Here is a 13,125-nt window from a genome sequence, read left to right as displayed (position 1 = left end):
TCGCAGAGCTGTGTGTGGGCGGTCGGCGCGTGCGGGCAGTCGTGACCCAGGCGCCAAGGGCGCATGGTGGCTGTGTGGATCACGCCCCGACAGTCGTGCATCGCCCGTCGCCGTCAGGCGGCCGACGGGCGACGGCACGGGACGAGATCGCAGGCCTCGCGCACAGCGATGCGGACGTGATCGAGTTCCTGCGGCGGGCCAACCCGCCAGACGCTGAGAGCCTGCTAGACGACCCGCGATGGGTCGAATGGCGCGGGGAGGTCGGCCGCACGAGTACGAGGCCATCTGACGAAGCCATCAAGCCCGCGTAGGCGCCGCCGTCGCCGCCGGAATTGCCGTCAACTTCGAACGGGCTTGGGTGTCACGCTCGTCAGATCATCTCGTCACATTGACACGAAAAGGCTCGAACTGGCTTCCACGTCCGTGCCGGTCTGCGATCCTGGAGATCGATCGAGAGGGGCCGCAGGTATGGAGTGGAAGACCCATGGTGAGCGACCGGTTTACACGAACAAGTGGGTGAATCTGTGTCTGGTCGACGTCCAGCAGCCTGACGGGCGCAGGTGGGAGTACCACGTAGTCCGCCTCCGGCACTTGGCCGTGGCCGCCGTGGTCAATGACCGCCAAGAGGTCCTGATGATGTGGCGCCACCGCTTCATTACGAACTCGTGGGCCTGGGAGCTTCCTATGGGCCTGGTGGAGGAGGGTGAGACTCCCGAACAGGCCGCGACCCGAGAAGTGTTGGAGGAAACGGGATACCGTCCTGGTCCGGTCAAGCCCCTGATTTACGCCGAACCCGCCAACGGGATCACTGACTCGCAGCACCACGTCTTCCGTGTGGACGGTGCGACCTACGCAGGACCTCCCACGGAGAAGAACGAGTCCGACCGCATCGAGTGGATTCCCCTCTCTGAGGTGCGCGGCATGATTGACCGCCGCGAGGTCCTGAGCAGTGGTTCGCTCGTCGGGCTCCTGTACCTCCTCATGGACGAGTCGATCCGCTGACCGCTGGGACAAGCGCCCGGAGCCGCGCTTCGAATGCCAGGGCTACGGGCTCGTCCCTGTGAGGGGCTAACTCGTCATAGAACTCCCTGAGGTGGCCCGAGACCCGCTGGGATGCCACCGCCGATGCGGGTTCCAAGGCTTGCGTGGCTGTCTGGCAGGCTTGTTCAAGCTTGCCCTGGTCCAATTGTGTGCGCGCCAACCAGAACGAGTGGAACGCGCGGCCGCGCTGGTTGGTACGGTCCTCTCGCCTCAGCGCGTCCGCGATCAAGGGTTCGGCTGTCGCAGCCTCGCCCAAGCGGCCATGAGCAATGCCCGTGTCCACTATGAGCTTCGACTCGTCGAAGTAGGCCACCCACGAGGGCTCGGCGTCGTCTGCCTGGATCTGTTCGAAGTGGCGGGTCGCGTCCCCGATTGCCCGGTGAGTTGAGTCCCGGCTGCCGAGAGTGGCATGTGCGAAGGCTTCGCGCATGGACAGCATCGCCAAGACGCGCGGAGTGGTTCCCGGTGCTGAGCGCGCCTGGTCCTGAGCCGCGCTCACGAAGGCAAGAGAGTCTGCGGGCTTGTCCTGGTAGGTCGCCTGCAAGCTCATGCAGGCGAGGACATTGGCCATGAACTGACGGTCGTCGATCTCCTTGGCCAGGTGCAACGCCTGGGTGAAGTACGCGCGAGCCTGGCTGTACTGGCGAGCGTCGAAGTAGGTCCATCCGGTGAGGCGCGCTAGCTCGGCCGCGACGCTGTAGAGGCCGTTCCGGATGGTCGGCGGTCGACTCTCCTCCAGGAGCCCGACCACGTATCGGAGTTGGCCGACGATGGCGGGCCTCAGGGCCTCGCCCCCGTGTTGGTCGTCGCGTCGCCAGTAGTCCTCAATGGATGACCGGAACGCTTCGAGGGTGGCCGCGCTGAGGCTCGCACGGGTGGCCATCGCTAGGATGCTGTCGACCTCGGGCCCTGGCAGGGAGGAGGGTAGCTGTTGCTTCGGCGCCTGCTCCTGTATCTGCTCTCGATCGGTGACCCCCAGCGCCTGCGGAGTCTCCCAAGACCGTCGTGCAAGACCAAGCATGTGGCCTGGGATGCGCAAGCCGTCTGAGATGCGTTCGATGACGTCCATGTGCTGCAACTGCCTTCGTCCGGACATGACTTCACCGACGCGGCTTGGAGTCAGCCCGCATCGCTTGCCAATCATCGACGGGTAGATGCCCGCTCTGATCTTCACCAGCCGAAAGACGTTGGCGATGTCTCGCGCCTGACAGGCCTTGATCATCTCGGGGTCGGTGAGCAGCCTGACAGGAAGCTCCTGAGGTCGGGACTGCTCGGTCATCGCGAAGCTCCCGCGGGCTGCCCAACGTTGCTGCGTGTCACTAGCCGTGATGTTACCCAAGTTGGGTAATCACCTTGGCCTTTCTGTGGAGTTGCCGACGTCGCGATGCTCTCAGCATGGTGAGCGAACGGACGCCGACTGCGCGTCGAGCAGTCCCCCTTGCCCCCGTTCGTTCCGGCGGCAAGGAGGAGGGCATGACGGCTGAGCTGAAGGTTGGGGACATCGTCGTGGACAAGCGGCGAGGCCGCATCGTCGAGGTGACGGCCGTGAATGGAGACGAGTTGACAGTGGCTCGTCCTGCGGGGTTGTCCTGGACGGCGCAGCGCCAGGACTGCCGTCCGGCTAATGCTACGGAGCGGCGAGACTTCGAGATCGCCAGCCGTAGGCGGGAGAAAAGCAAGAGCTACACCGGGCCGCCCTCCCCGCTGGGAGGGGACGGGACGTGACTCGATTGCAAGGCTGGAAAGCACGTCTGACGGGAGCTTGTGGGGCGCGGTCCTGGGCGTTGCGTTCGTCGCCTCCGTGAATACCGTCATCGTTCTGACCGCCCGCGGCCAACTGATGTGACAACGTGGACGATTACAGAGAGATCGCAGATGCGTGAGGAGAGAGAGTTATCGACGCCCCCGCGTCGACGAGTTAGAGCGGCGGTCTTGTTTCTCAGTGAAGACAAGGACGTTCTCCTGGTCGAGTTGCGGCATCAGAAGGTGCAGACGCTGCCCGAAAGCGGTGTCCGGGCTGGAGAGGGTCCGCAGGACGCGCTTGCCCGCCTGGCCAACAGCTCGCTCGGACTGTTCATTCGTCCACACCAGATGCTTGTGCATGACGTTGTGATGGAGCCGTGCCTGGCAGATAGCTACGAGTATGTCTTCTTCGGTGGAATACTCAACTCCAGCCGGGTACTGATCCACGACAGAACTACGCTGAGTCGCTGTCTGTGGGTACCGCAAAAGGAGTTGGCCGATCGTGCGTCACCGGAGCATCTGAACCGAATTCTCTTGGCGCTGATGGCGCTGAAACTGGAGTCGTGCATCACTCTGGTCAACGGGCAGGAGCAGAAGGGTCCCTGCCAGGACTCTGAAGAGTCGATCACAGCCGAACAGGCACCGGATTAGGCGTCATGAGCACCGACACGCTCGTAGTCCGGCGCAGGCCGGGCACGGTTCTGGTCGTCACCCTTAGATGCATGCACCTGCTGTGCAAGTGGAAGCATGCGGGAATTCACTACGACGTTGGCGCCTTCGATGAGGCAGTTGCGAGCCATGGTCTGGCGACCGGGCACAACCTGATCCGACGCCGGTATGAGGAGACGGCAGAGGCGATCCCCGCCCAAGTCCTGGGGAAGCGGGGAAAGTTTCCGCCTTCCTGAATGAACCCCCGCTGATCTGATCCCTACGGCGGCAGGTGAGCGGGTGACGGCCCCGGTCAGAGCCTGTCCGGTATCTGGCCGGGACGCCTACTCTTCTCGCCTGACGGCAACCAGAGGCGCATTGACCACTGTGGATCTGCCCTCGCCGGATGTCCTCGCAACTCTCCACCTCAAACAGAGGGAAACCATAGGCTCCTTGGCGAGACGCTTCAAAGTGGCTATGCCGACGATCAGAAGAGCAATCAGCCGAGCGACTTGGGTCCTCCCGGTCGTGGAAACAACGGCTCGATTCGGCTGCGCAACAGCGAGGACAATTCCATGAAATGTCCATGCGGCGGCCAGATCCAGGGCCGCAGCTGCATGTCGTGCGGCGCCCCTAAGCCTCCGATCTTCCTCTGACTCTCGACCCGCCCAGTCGGGGGGGACCGCTTGGACTGCCCCGAGCGGTAGTAACGGCTGGGCTTCCCGCTCGCACCTGCCTTCGGGGCAGCGGGTGCGAGCACGGCCCCGGCTGGCGAGCGCGGCCCCTCTCTCCGGCCGGGGCCTCAAAGGCTCCTGTCCGGCCGACTGCGTGACGGTGGTGGCCGGACAGGTCGAAGACCCCTGCCCAGGGGAGCGCAAGAAGCGTTGGTCTCGCGCCGACGTGGCATGGACAGGCACCGCACCTTCACCTCAAGGGAGAGTGAGCATGTCTGCACCAATCGCAGAGCGAGCGAAATCCGAGGAGCTTCAGCCTCCGGGGATGCTCTGGCTCGACCTCACCCGCAAGTGCCAACTGAGCTGTACTCACTGTTACAACCAGTCGGGCCCCGACGGTGATCACGGCTCCATGGAGCGTGAGGACTGGCTCAGGGTGATCAGCGAAGCTGCGGACCTCGGTGTGTCTGACGTGCAACTCATCGGCGGCGAACCGACGATGCACCCGCACGGGATCGAGATCTTTGACTTCGCCCTCACCAAGGGGCTGAAGGCGGAGATCTACAGCAACCTAGTCCACGTCTCCGAAGCCTGGTGGGAGCAACTGCGTCAAGAAGGCGCGTCACTGGCCACCTCGTACTACTCCGACCAGGCCGCCGAACACAACGCGGTCACGGGCCGCAGAACCCATGCACGGACCCGAAAGAACATCATCAAGGCGCTTGCCCAGGGCACACCCTTACGGGTGGGGATCGTCGCCACGGACAACACTCAGGACACCGAGGCGGCCCGACGGGATCTTGAGTCCCTAGGAGTGACCGACATCGGTGTCGACCACGTTCGGCCCTTTGGCCGCGGCACGTCCTCCGGTCAGGCCCCTGACGCTGCGGAGCTGTGCGGGCACTGCGGGGACGGAGTGGCCTCCGTGGGCCCCAACGGTGTCGTCTCTCCGTGTGTGTTCTCAACGTGGCTGGCCACCGGGAACGTACGCGCAGGGTCTATGGCCTCTATCCTGAGCAGCCCTGAGATGAGGGAGGCGACATCCCACATCCAAGCCGCACGTGGGGACGAGACCAGGGCGTGCCGCCCTGACTGCGTCCCGAACAACCCGTGTGACCCCCGATGCGACCCGAACGCCGCTTGCAAGCCAGGGAGTCCGGGCACCGGGTGCCCCCCGAGGAACTAGTCCGCCCTAGGAGGACCGGCGTGGATGATCTGCCAGACCCCCACTTTCGGGAACTGATCCACCCGCACACCGGCGACGTCACACGAGTGAGGCGTCCTGCGAGCGGATTCAGCTCTGACTACGCTGCGATCATCCACGCCGAGCACGGGCAGTTCTTCGTCAAGGGCATGTTCAACGATCCCGGGGCACGGCTGGAGTCCCTCACCAAGGAGAGGGACATTGCCCCGTTCGTTCAGTCGGTAGCGCCGCAACTGATGTGGAGTGTCGATGGCGAGGGCTGGGTGATCCTCGGGTTCGAGGTCGTCGACGGCCGCATGGCATCCTTCGATCCAGGTACTACGGATCTCCCCGCGGTTATCGAAGCTTTGAATCACATCGCGAAAATTCCTGTACCAACGGTTGCGCTGGACTGGATCGAAGAACGCTGGGACACCTTCGCCGACAATGAGTCGGAAGCTGAGCTGTTCCGGGGCGCAACCTTGCTACACACGGACATCAACCCCAGCAACATCATGATCGGGACCGATCGAACATGGGTCGTTGACTGGTCTTGGCCGACCCGAGGAGCGGGCTTCATCGATCCCGCTACCCTAGTCGTTCAGCTCATCTCTGGCGGGCACACTCCGGCCTACGCAGAATCCTGGGCTGCACAATGCCACGCGTGGGAAGCCGCAGACCCCAAAGCGCTCGATGCTTTCGCCAAGGCCATGTGGCGCCTGTACCGGCAAAGGGCTATCGACTTTCAGGCTGAGTGGCTAGGGGCAATGGAAGAAGCAGCCCATACCTGGGTCAGGTACCGGATTGACGGCGCCTAGGCTTGTCCCGCAATGATCTTCGAGTGGAAGTGGACGTAGGGGTCTGGCGCTGGAAGAACCGGCGGCGAACTGGCCCTTGGGGGTGTTCTCGTTGCCTATGCTCGTCGTGTGCAGTGGCATCAGGTACTCGGCTTCATGGTCGCGGTCACACCCCTGACGTTGATTCCTGGGACCAGCTTCACTCTCGTCACGCAGCGCGTGATCGCTGGTTCGCGGTCTGATGGCGTGCTCGTCATGTTCGGCTCCGCGTGCGGGCTCCTGGTGCACGCAACGCTTGCCGCGGTCGGCTTGTCGGCCCTGGTCATGTCGTCGGCCCAGGCGTTGACGGTGGTGAAACTCCTGGGCGGCATCTACCTCGTCTGGCTGGGCGTGACCACATGGCGCTCAGCGCGCCGCGGCGTCGAGACGACCAAGCAGGTCCGGTGGCGTTTGCCCTGGGCTGGACTTGGGGGCTTCGGGCAGGGGCTGTGGTCCAACGTCCTCAATCCGAAGGCCGCATCGGTCTATCTCACCCTCGTCCCGCAGTTCCTCTCCGCTGGCCGCCCCATCGCGCCGCAGATCGCGATGCTCGCGGTCGCGCATGTGATCATCTTCCTGGTGTGGATGCTGTTCTGGACGTCGGTGGTTGCCGCCGCGCGCACGGTGATCGACACGCCTCGATTCCGGCGTGGGATGAGTCGGCTGGCGGGAGCTGTACTGGTGTCCTTGGGAGTGCGAACCGCAACGGCAAGCTAGCCCGCACCCCTTGAACTCCGGTAGCCGCCGACCGCTGATGCAATGATCTTGCCGTGGCTGGTGTGATCACGGCGTCGGAGCCGTCCTGGATAGCCCCGTTCACCGGGCTGAGCCCGCGCCAGTTCACCAAACTGGTGACGGTGCTGCATCGCAAGGGGGCTGCCGCTACCCGCCGGGGCAGACCGTGGAGCCTGTCGCTGGCAGACAGGACACTGCTGGTCACGGCGTACTGGCGCACGAACTTGACGATGCGCCAGCTTGCTCCGCTGTTCGGCATCTCCAAGTCCGCTGCCGATCGCATCATCGACCACCTCGGTCCGCTCCTGGCACTGCAGCCCCGGCGCCGCTTCGCCAAAGACGCCGTACTCATCGTGGACAGCACCCTGGTCCCGACCCGTGACCACACCATCGCCGAGCAGTCCAAGAACTACAGGTACTCCACCAACCACCAGGTCGTCATCGACGCCGACACCCACCGGATCGTCGTGATCGGCCGGCCTCTGCCGGGCAACCGCAACGACTGCAGGGCATGGGAGCAGTCCGGCGCCAAAGCCGCCGTCGGCAGGACGATGACGATCGCCGACGGCGGCTATCCGGGCACCGGTCTCGTCATGCCCCACCGCCGCCGCAGAGGCGAGGAACTCCCCGACTGGAAACACCACACAAGCAGGTCCGCGCTCGTGTCGAGCACACCTTTGCCCACATGAAGACCTGGAAGATCCTCCGTGACTGCCGCGTCAAGGGCAACGGTGTCCATCACGCCATGCTTGGCATCGCACGCCTGCACAACCTCAACCTCGCCGGATAGGACCTCCAGGCCCAAGATCCTTTTGCGGGACAAGCCTTAGACGCCATTTCGTTTGGTGTGATCTTGCGGCAGCCTGGGACGGTGACTTCTTCGCTTGTTGAGCGAATGGCTCCAGATGATCTGTGGGAGCTGTTCGAGCGGGTGGTGCCGCCGGCGCCGGAGCGTCCGCAGGGCGGCGGTCGCCGTCGGCATGGGGACCGGGAGGTGCTGGCCGCGATCATCTTCGTCGCCACCTCGGGCTGCACGTGGAACCAACTGCCGCCGGGCTTCGGCCCTTCGGGAGTGACCGCTTTCCGCCGGTTCACCGAGTGGTCCGAGGCGAGGGTGTGGGCCAAGCTCCATCGCCTTGTCCTCGATGAGCTCGGCTCCCGCGGTGAGCTGGACTGGTCGCGCTGTGCGATCGACTCAGTCAGCGTCCGCGCCCTCAAAGGGGGCGGCTGACGGGACCGAATCCGACCGACCGCGGCAAGAACGGATCGAAAATCCACCTGATCGTCGACCGTCACGGCCTGCCTCTCTCGCTCGGAATCTCCGCCGCCAACCTCCACGACAGCCAGGCCCTCATCCCGCTGGTCCGCGGTATCCCGCCCGTCCGCTCCCGCCGCGGCCCCAGGCGTCGGCGGCCCGCCAAGCTCCACGGCGACAAGGGGTACGACTACCCCCACCTGCGACGCTGGCTCTCTTTACGGCAGATCACCCACCGCATCGCACGCAAGGGCACTGAGTCTTCCCAGCGCCTGGGTCGGCACCGCTGGGTCGTGGAACGGACGGTGTCCTGGCTGTCGGGCTGCCGCCGACTCCACCGCCGATACGAACGCAAGCCCGAGCACTTCCTCGCCTTCACCGCCATCGCGGCAACCCTCATATGCCATCGCAGAATCGCCAAATGAAATGACGTCTTAGGCGCTTCAATACAGCCCTGCCCATCAGAATCCTGTTCGTGATCGGCCAATCCGGGATGCCCTGGGAGTGGTAGCGGCTTCCCCTTCTCTGCGACGGGCTGCCTCCTCCGCGCCGCCCAGTGCTGCCAGGGCAACCGTCGGCTCTGCGGCCCGGGGGCGTCGAGCTGCCGCCCCGGCCGCCCGCCGCCAGGGCCCCTCACCCGCAGGCGGCATGCACCGGGCCGCCCGCGGGGGCCGGGCGTCCGGTGAGGCCCGCCTGCCAGGCGACGCGGGCCACCTGGAGCCGGCCCCGGAGGCCGAGCTTGCCGCAGATGCTGCCGACGTGGTCCTTGGCGGTGTCGGAGCTGATGGTGAGGGCCGCGGCGATCTGCGGGTTCGACAGGCCCTCGCCGACGAGTTCGAGCACTTCGAGCTCGCGCGTGGACAGGGTGGTGAGCAGGGCCCGCGCCTCGTCCCGCGCCGACGGGGCGCAGCCGGGGCACGGACAGGCGCCGGCCACCACGTCGACCAACTCGGGGCCGAGGACGGGACCGCCCGCGGCGGCCGCGGCGACCGCCCACGGCAGATGGGCGGCCGCGGTGGCCCGGTGCAGGACGCCCGCCGGGCGGCAGGACAGGATCCGCCGCAGGCCGCCGCAGGTGAACCGGCCCGCGAGCAGCAGGGCGGCCACCGGCACGGGCGCGGCGGCGAGCCGGTGCAGCGCGGAGACCGCCGACTCCTCGTCGCTCTGACTGATCACGAGTACCCGGGGCCGGGCGCGGCGCACGAGTGCCACCTCCCGGCCCGGCTCGCCCTCGTCGGCGACCCGATGCCGCCCGTCCGCCTCCAGGGCGGCGCGCAGCTCCGCCCGTTCCGGTCCGCCGCGCGCGATGACACCGACCGAAATCACAGTTGACCCCCGTGTCTCACTGCTTCCCCGTGGTGAGTGCGCAGCCAGTGGTCCATCACGGCAGTGACTACGTGATCAGGCTGCGTACGCCCAAGATGGTGCGACGCGGAAGGTGAACTCCGAGTGACATGAACATGAATGCTCGGAAGGAAAGTGCGTCGGGTGTGGCGCGAAAGATCCCCTGGGTGGGGGGTACTGCCGGGGCGCGCGGGGCTGGAGGCTACAGACGCCGAGAACGTCCGGGTGGCGCGCCCCGGCCGGTCCGGCCCACCGACGTACGACCAACGAGGGGAAGACCATGTCGAAGGTGCGGATGGGGGCGGCCGCGGCCGTGATGGCGGCCGCGATGGTGACGGGGGCGGCGTCCCAGTCGTCCGCCGCGGCCCAGGAGTTGGAGCTGGTGGCGTACCAGCCCAAGGCACAGAACGGCAAGGTGTGGGCCAGCGGGTTCTACGAGGGTTACAAGAAGGTCTGCGTCACGCTGCTCCAGGAGAGCTTCGGGACCATCCCGCCGATTCCGGTGACGAGCAAGTGCCAGAACGTGTCGCCCAGCTCGCTGGGCAGCATCACCGTCGGCGCCAAGTGCCCCAGGGAGGGCATCTTCCGGACCCTGCTCTCGGGCACCCGGACCAACAACCGCAAGGACATCAAGGACTCGGCGCCGCGCTTCGTCAAGTGCAGGTGATTCGTCAAGTGCAGGTGACCGGCCAGGGCGCGACCGACCGTAGGAGCGAGGGGAACAGCATGTCCAAGGTGCGGATGACCGCGGCCGCGGCCGTGATGGCGGCCGGAATGGTGATGGGCGCGACGGCGCAGTCGTCGGCCGCGGCCCAGGAGCTCGAGCTGATCGCGTACACCCCGAAGGTCCAGAACGGCAAGGTGTGGGGCAGCGGGTTCTACGAGGGCTACAAGAAGGTCTGCGTCTCGCTGCTCGGCCAGACGCTCTCCGGCTGGGTGCAGCTCACCAACAAGTGCCAGAACGTGTCGCCCAGCTCGCTGGGCAGCATCAACACGTCCGTGAAGTGCCCCACCCGGGGCGCCTTCAAGACCTTCCTGTCCGGCACGAGGACCAACAACCGGGTGGACGTGAAGCAGTCCGGCGGCATCTACCTCGAATGCCGGTAACACCCGTGGGACGCGGGTGACACCCGCGACGCACGAGACCCCCGGCGCGATCCGCGCCGGGGGTCTTCGGTGTCCCGAGGGTCCTCGGGCCCGGGTCCGAGGACCCGGGCGGGGGCTCAGCCCTGGTACGGCTTGGCCTCGAGGACCTTGACGGAGGCCATCTTGCCGTTCGGCAGTTCGTACTGGGCGTCCTCGCCGATCTTCTTGCCGTTGACGCCGGCGCCGAGCGGCGACTGCGGGGAGTACGTCTCGATGTCGCCGCTGGCGTACTCCCGGGAGGCCAGCAGGAAGGTCAGCGTGTCGTCCTCGTCGCCGTCGAAGGCGATCGTGACGACCATGCCGGGGGCGACGCCGCCGTCCACGGACGGTGCCTCACCGACCTTGGCATGCTCCAGGAGCTGGGTGAGCTGGCGGACACGGAGCTCCTGCTTGCCCTGCTCCTCCTTGGCCGCGTGGTACCCGCCGTTCTCGCGCAGGTCGCCTTCCTCACGCGCCGCCGCGATCTTGGACGCGATCTCGGTGCGCGCAGGACCAGACAGGTACTCCAGCTCGGCCTTGAGCTGGTCGTACGCCTCCTGGGTCAGCCAGGTGACGTTGTCGCTGGTCTGGGTCACAGGTGCTCCTCGTAGGTACTGGGAATACAAAGCATCGCCCTACCCAGAAGGATGTTCCCTCACGGGTGGGCGAAACCACGAGCCTAACAATTTCGGTGCCGGAGGGGGAGGACATAAGCCATCAGAAAAGTGTTAGCGCAGGTGAACGCGGGGGTGCCGGGATCAGCGAGGCGTGTCGCCGCGTCCGTGCGGTCCTTCAGTCGGCGTGGCAGCCGACGAGCTCCGCGCTGGTGGCGCGCTCGGTCGTGCGCAGCGTGACGACCTTGTCGACGCGCCCCTTGTCCTGATCGAAGCGGAAGTCGGCGCGGCCCACCTCGGAGCCGTCCTCGGCCTGGGAGCGGAGCGTGCAGTAGCCGTTCGCATCCGCGTCCTTGCGCACCTCGAGGTGCACCTCGACGGCCTGGTCAGAGACCACGTCGAACTTGATCATCTCGCCGCTGAGCTCGGTCCCGGCGATCGAGGCGTACCCGAACCAGCCGATCACACCCAGCATCAGCACGCCGAGGACGGAGCCGACGATCTTCAGCGTGCGGTCGGCGCGTGCGTCCGCGGACCTGCCGTAGCGGTCCTCGGGAACGCGCGTGGCCACACCGCCGCTGTCGCCGCCGCTCACCGCGGTCATGATCGTCCTCCACACGGGCAAGGAATGCCGGAATTTTCCGCCCCCCGGTTCCGTCACTATAGAAGCCCCGAACAACGCCTGATGACCGAGGGCGCCCCAGCACGCGCGGCGCCGGACACCTGAGGATCGAGTCTTGACTGAGCAGCTTCGACTGATGGCCGTTCACGCCCACCCCGACGACGAGTCGAGCAAGGGCGCGGCCACCATGGCCAAGTACGTGTCCGAAGGGGTGGACGTGCTCGTCGTGACCTGCACGGGCGGAGAGCGCGGCGACATCCTGAACCCCAAGCTCCAGGGGGACACGTACATCCAGGAGCACATTCACGAGGTGCGCAAGAAGGAGATGGACGAGGCCCGGGAGATCCTCGGCGTCAAGCAGGAGTGGCTCGGCTTCGTCGACTCGGGCCTGCCGGAGGGCGACCCGCTGCCGCCGCTGCCCGAGGGCTGCTTCGCCCTGGAGGACGTCGACAAGGCGGCCGGGGAGCTGGTGAAGCAGATCCGCGCGTTCCGTCCGCAGGTGATCACGACGTACGACGAGAACGGCGGGTACCCGCACCCGGACCACATCATGACCCACAAGATCTCGATGGTGGCCTTCGACGGCGCGGCGGACGCCGAGAAGTACCCGGAGAGCGAGTTCGGCCCCGTCTTCACGCCGCAGAAGCTGTACTACAACCAGGGCTTCAACCGGCCGCGCACCGAGGCCCTGCACCAGGCCATGCTGGACCGCGGCCTGGAGTCGCCCTACGGGGAGTGGCTGAAGCGCTGGGACGAGTTCGAGCGGGTCGAGCGCACGCTGACCACGCACGTCCCGTGCGCCGACTTCTACGAGATCCGCGACAAGGCGCTGATCGCGCACGCCACGCAGATCGACCCCGACGGCGGCTGGTTCCGCGTCCCGATGGACATCCAGCGGGAGGTCTGGCCGACCGAGGAGTACGAGCTCGCGAAGTCTCTCGTCGATACCTCCCTCCCCGAGGACGACCTCTTCGCGGGCATCCGCGACAATGCCTGACATGAGCGGAAGCGCAAGCCTGGCAGTGACGCACCTCGTCCCCCTCGCCAAGGAGGTCGACGAGAACAAGGTGACCCCTGGAGTCCTGGGGTTCATCGTTTTCGCGGTGATGGCGCTCGCGGTGTGGCGACTGATGAAGTCCATGAACCGGCACATGGGGAAGGTCGACTTCAAGGAGTCGCCTGAATCCCCGGACGCCCCGGACGCCCCGGAGGGTGCCGAGCCCGCGGCCTCGGGGGCGGCTCGCGCCTCCGGCGCTGCGGGGGCTTCGGGTGACAAGGGGGCCAAGGAAGCCTGAGGCTTCTGGC

Annotated in this window: 15 protein-coding genes and 2 pseudogenes; 13 read left to right on the top strand and 4 right to left on the bottom strand. The window is 66.3% G+C overall.

Translation table 11 applies throughout. The features are described 5' to 3' along the window. Nucleotides 1-74 precede the first annotated feature (74 nt). Nucleotides 75-289, top strand: a pseudogene (locus tag QUY26_RS41160) (hypothetical protein). Nucleotides 290-468: 179 nt separating this feature from the next. Then, nucleotides 469-1,002 (top strand): NUDIX hydrolase, encoded by a 534-nt coding sequence (locus tag QUY26_RS13925; protein ID WP_289946487.1) that lies wholly within the window; start codon nt 469-471, stop codon nt 1,000-1,002. Here QUY26_RS13925 and QUY26_RS13920 read toward each other — a convergent pair. After that, the gene (locus tag QUY26_RS13920) at nt 980-2,320 is read right to left on the bottom strand and encodes a hypothetical protein (protein WP_289946485.1); all 1,341 of its coding nucleotides are present in this window, start codon (nt 2,318-2,320) and stop codon (nt 980-982) included. The genes QUY26_RS13925 and QUY26_RS13920 overlap by 23 nt on opposite strands. 194 nt (nt 2,321-2,514) lie before the next feature. Between QUY26_RS13920 and QUY26_RS13915 the strand changes: the two genes are divergently transcribed. The 7 genes and pseudogenes from QUY26_RS13915 to QUY26_RS13885 all read left to right on the top strand — a co-directional run bounded on the left by QUY26_RS13915 (nt 2,515) and on the right by QUY26_RS13885 (nt 8,540). Further along, nucleotides 2,515-2,766 (top strand): hypothetical protein, encoded by a 252-nt coding sequence (locus QUY26_RS13915; RefSeq protein ID WP_289946483.1) that lies wholly within the window; start codon nt 2,515-2,517, stop codon nt 2,764-2,766. Between the two features lie 150 nt (nt 2,767-2,916). Continuing rightward, nucleotides 2,917-3,435 (top strand): NUDIX domain-containing protein, encoded by a 519-nt coding sequence (locus QUY26_RS13910; protein ID WP_289946482.1) that lies wholly within the window; start codon nt 2,917-2,919, stop codon nt 3,433-3,435. Between the two features lie 942 nt (nt 3,436-4,377). Beyond that, a complete protein-coding gene (locus QUY26_RS13905; protein WP_354670685.1) occupies nt 4,378-5,292 on the top strand; it encodes a radical SAM/SPASM domain-containing protein in 915 nt (304 codons plus the stop codon). Between the two features lie 20 nt (nt 5,293-5,312). After that, entirely contained in the window at nt 5,313-6,107 is a 795-nt protein-coding gene (locus QUY26_RS13900) for a protein kinase (RefSeq protein WP_289946480.1), read from the top strand. 108 nt (nt 6,108-6,215) lie between these two features. Further along, on the top strand, nt 6,216-6,842 hold the full coding sequence (locus QUY26_RS13895; RefSeq protein ID WP_289946476.1) for a LysE family translocator: 627 nt from the start codon (nt 6,216-6,218) through the stop codon (nt 6,840-6,842). Between the two features lie 53 nt (nt 6,843-6,895). After that, nucleotides 6,896-7,650, top strand: a pseudogene (locus QUY26_RS13890) (transposase). A 105-nt stretch (nt 7,651-7,755) separates the two neighbouring features. Next, a protein-coding gene (locus QUY26_RS13885; protein ID WP_289955696.1) for an IS5 family transposase occupies nt 7,756-8,540 on the top strand; the annotation gives its coding sequence in 2 pieces (ribosomal slippage) (nt 7,756-8,089 and nt 8,089-8,540; 786 coding nt in all). Nucleotides 8,541-8,748: 208 nt separating this feature from the next. Here the strand turns inward: QUY26_RS13885 and QUY26_RS13880 are convergent. Further along, on the bottom strand, nt 8,749-9,441 hold the full coding sequence (locus QUY26_RS13880) for a helix-turn-helix transcriptional regulator (protein ID WP_289946475.1): 693 nt from the start codon (nt 9,439-9,441) through the stop codon (nt 8,749-8,751). Between the two features lie 298 nt (nt 9,442-9,739). Between QUY26_RS13880 and QUY26_RS13875 the strand changes: the two genes are divergently transcribed. Beyond that, on the top strand, nt 9,740-10,126 hold the full coding sequence (locus QUY26_RS13875; protein ID WP_289946474.1) for a hypothetical protein: 387 nt from the start codon (nt 9,740-9,742) through the stop codon (nt 10,124-10,126). A gap of 59 nt (nt 10,127-10,185) precedes the next feature. Then, nucleotides 10,186-10,566: a hypothetical protein gene (locus QUY26_RS13870; RefSeq protein ID WP_289946473.1), complete on the top strand. Its 381-nt coding sequence runs from the start codon at nt 10,186-10,188 to the stop codon at nt 10,564-10,566. Nucleotides 10,567-10,682: 116 nt separating this feature from the next. On the opposite strand, the gene greA is transcribed toward QUY26_RS13870, so the two are convergent. Next, nucleotides 10,683-11,180: a transcription elongation factor GreA gene (gene greA / locus QUY26_RS13865; RefSeq protein ID WP_289946472.1), complete on the bottom strand. Its 498-nt coding sequence runs from the start codon at nt 11,178-11,180 to the stop codon at nt 10,683-10,685. A 196-nt stretch (nt 11,181-11,376) separates the two neighbouring features. Next, nucleotides 11,377-11,802 (bottom strand): DUF4307 domain-containing protein, encoded by a 426-nt coding sequence (locus QUY26_RS13860; protein WP_289946471.1) that lies wholly within the window; start codon nt 11,800-11,802, stop codon nt 11,377-11,379. Between the two features lie 133 nt (nt 11,803-11,935). Here QUY26_RS13860 and mca point away from each other — a divergent pair, with 133 nt between their 5' ends. Both mca and QUY26_RS13850 read left to right on the top strand, forming a co-directional pair. Continuing rightward, nucleotides 11,936-12,817: a mycothiol conjugate amidase Mca gene (mca, locus tag QUY26_RS13855; RefSeq protein ID WP_289946470.1), complete on the top strand. Its 882-nt coding sequence runs from the start codon at nt 11,936-11,938 to the stop codon at nt 12,815-12,817. Further along, complete coding sequence (locus QUY26_RS13850; RefSeq protein ID WP_289946468.1) at nt 12,810-13,115, top strand: hypothetical protein; 306 nt, start codon at nt 12,810-12,812, stop codon at nt 13,113-13,115. The genes mca and QUY26_RS13850 overlap by 8 nt, the downstream gene beginning before the upstream one ends. Nucleotides 13,116-13,125: the final 10 nt, after the last annotated feature.

It is taken from the genome of Streptomyces flavofungini, from assembly GCF_030388665.1.
Lineage (GTDB): Bacteria > Actinomycetota > Actinomycetes > Streptomycetales > Streptomycetaceae > Streptomyces > Streptomyces flavofungini_A.
The sequence above is the reverse complement of the archived record's forward strand: the minus strand, read 5'-3'. Positions and strand labels throughout refer to the sequence as shown.

What these genes read in the sequence shown, in the direction of transcription:
- QUY26_RS13925 (WP_289946487.1), top strand. Translation starts at nt 469, where the DNA reads ATGGAGTGGAAGACCCATGGTGAGCGACCGGTTTACACGAACAAGTGG.
- QUY26_RS13920 (WP_289946485.1), bottom strand. Translation starts at nt 2,320, where the DNA reads ATGACCGAGCAGTCCCGACCTCAGGAGCTTCCTGTCAGGCTGCTCACC.
- QUY26_RS13915 (WP_289946483.1), top strand. Translation starts at nt 2,515, where the DNA reads ATGACGGCTGAGCTGAAGGTTGGGGACATCGTCGTGGACAAGCGGCGA.
- QUY26_RS13910 (WP_289946482.1), top strand. Translation starts at nt 2,917, where the DNA reads ATGCGTGAGGAGAGAGAGTTATCGACGCCCCCGCGTCGACGAGTTAGA.
- QUY26_RS13905 (WP_354670685.1), top strand. Translation starts at nt 4,378, where the DNA reads ATGTCTGCACCAATCGCAGAGCGAGCGAAATCCGAGGAGCTTCAGCCT.
- QUY26_RS13875 (WP_289946474.1), top strand. Translation starts at nt 9,740, where the DNA reads ATGTCGAAGGTGCGGATGGGGGCGGCCGCGGCCGTGATGGCGGCCGCG.
- QUY26_RS13870 (WP_289946473.1), top strand. Translation starts at nt 10,186, where the DNA reads ATGTCCAAGGTGCGGATGACCGCGGCCGCGGCCGTGATGGCGGCCGGA.
- QUY26_RS13860 (WP_289946471.1), bottom strand. Translation starts at nt 11,802, where the DNA reads ATGACCGCGGTGAGCGGCGGCGACAGCGGCGGTGTGGCCACGCGCGTT.
- QUY26_RS13850 (WP_289946468.1), top strand. Translation starts at nt 12,810, where the DNA reads ATGCCTGACATGAGCGGAAGCGCAAGCCTGGCAGTGACGCACCTCGTC.